The organism is Fulvimonas sp. R45, assembly GCF_030504985.1.
Classification (GTDB): domain Bacteria; phylum Pseudomonadota; class Gammaproteobacteria; order Xanthomonadales; family Rhodanobacteraceae; genus Rhodanobacter_A.
Genome location: NZ_JASERU010000039.1, coordinates 1 through 1434, shown reverse-complemented (window position 1 = coordinate 1434; position 1434 = coordinate 1). Strand labels below are relative to the sequence as shown.

The following is a 1434-nucleotide window of genomic DNA, read 5'->3' as shown; positions in this document are numbered from 1 at the left end:
TGAACAGATGGTATGGACGCCTCCCCCTACGCTCCGACCGGAGCGAGCGGAGGAGTGGACCCTCCGGGCCAACGGCATCAAGGTGCTCAAGGCGTGGTAAACCGAGGTTTCCACAGGCAATCCGGAGGGTCCGTCATGAACGTTACTCCTTTAGCGGTCGGTGTGGACATCGCCAAGCAGGTGTTCCAGGTGCACGAGGTCGACCCGATGAGCGGAGAGATCCGGCGGACCCCGCTCAAGCGGGCGAAATTCCTGGCGTACTTTGCCAACCATGCGACCTGCGTGGTCGGGATGGAGGCGTGTGGTGGCGCACACCATTGGGCGCGGCGGCTGGTGGCGATGGGCCACGCCGTCAAGCTGCTACCGGCGCACAAGGTGCGCCCGTTCGCGGTGGGCAACAAGAACGACGTGGCCGATGCGCAGGCGATCTGGACGGCGATGCAGCAGCCGGGGATGCGTACGGTGGCGATCAAGACCGAGTCGCAGCAGGCGGTGCTGGCGCTGCACCGGATGCGCACGCAACTGGTGATATTCCGCACGGCGCAGATCAACGCGCTGCGGGGCCTGTTCAACGAGTTCGGCGAGGTCATGCCCACGGGCCGGCCGTCGGCCATGAAGGCGATCCCCGCGGTGCTGGAACGCCTGGCCGAACGCTTGCCGACCGTGTTGATCGATACGCTGCGCGAGCAGGTGCAACGGGTGCGTGACCTGGACGCCCAGGTGCTCACGATCGAGCGCCGCCTGAAGCGGTGGTTCGACATCGAACGGGCGTGCCAGCGCATCGCCGCGATCCCAGGTATCGGCCTGCTGACGGCGACCGCCGCGGTCGCCACGATGGGCGATCCGCTGGCCTTTCGCTCCGGGCGGGAGTTTGCCGCCTGGCTGGGGCTGGTGCCCCGGCAGGTCGGCACCGGCGGCAAGGTGAAGCTGCGAGGGATCAGCAAGCGAGGCGATACCTACCTGCGTACCTTGCTGATCCATGGGGCGCGGGCGGTACTGGCCCGGAACCAGGCCCCCTCGGCGTGGTTGACCCGACTCCGCGCGCGGCGCCCGATGAACGTCGTCGCGGTCGCCCTGGCCAACAAGATGGCACGCACCCTGTGGGCCCTGATGGCCCACCAGCGGACGTACCGGAAAGACTATGCGAGCCCGCCGCCGGCGGTGGCGGCGTAAGAACCCCTCGACCACGTTTCCCACGCTGCGCAACCGACGCGAGGAAGGATGGCAGACGGTCAGACCGTGACTCACTCAAGCCTGATGAGAGCCGGGGGCCTCGAGCCCTTTGAACAGATGAGGCGTGAGTCCGCGACTATCCATCGGGGCCCGCAGGCCATGGCCTGCATCACAGGCCGGATATAAGACTGCTGCTCGCTGGCTTCCATCTCATCCAAGCGGCTCTTGCCAGGCCGGGAGGCGTCCATATAAGGCTCTCAG

At 66.9% G+C, this 1434-nt stretch carries 1 protein-coding gene; it reads left to right on the top strand.

Annotated features, from left to right (window positions below; translation table 11 throughout):
* Positions 1-135 precede the first annotated feature (135 nt).
* A complete protein-coding gene (locus QMK61_RS17560) occupies positions 136-1173 on the top strand; it encodes an IS110 family transposase (RefSeq protein ID WP_302073524.1) in 1038 nt (345 codons plus the stop codon).
* The last annotated feature ends 261 nt before the right edge of the window (positions 1174-1434 follow it).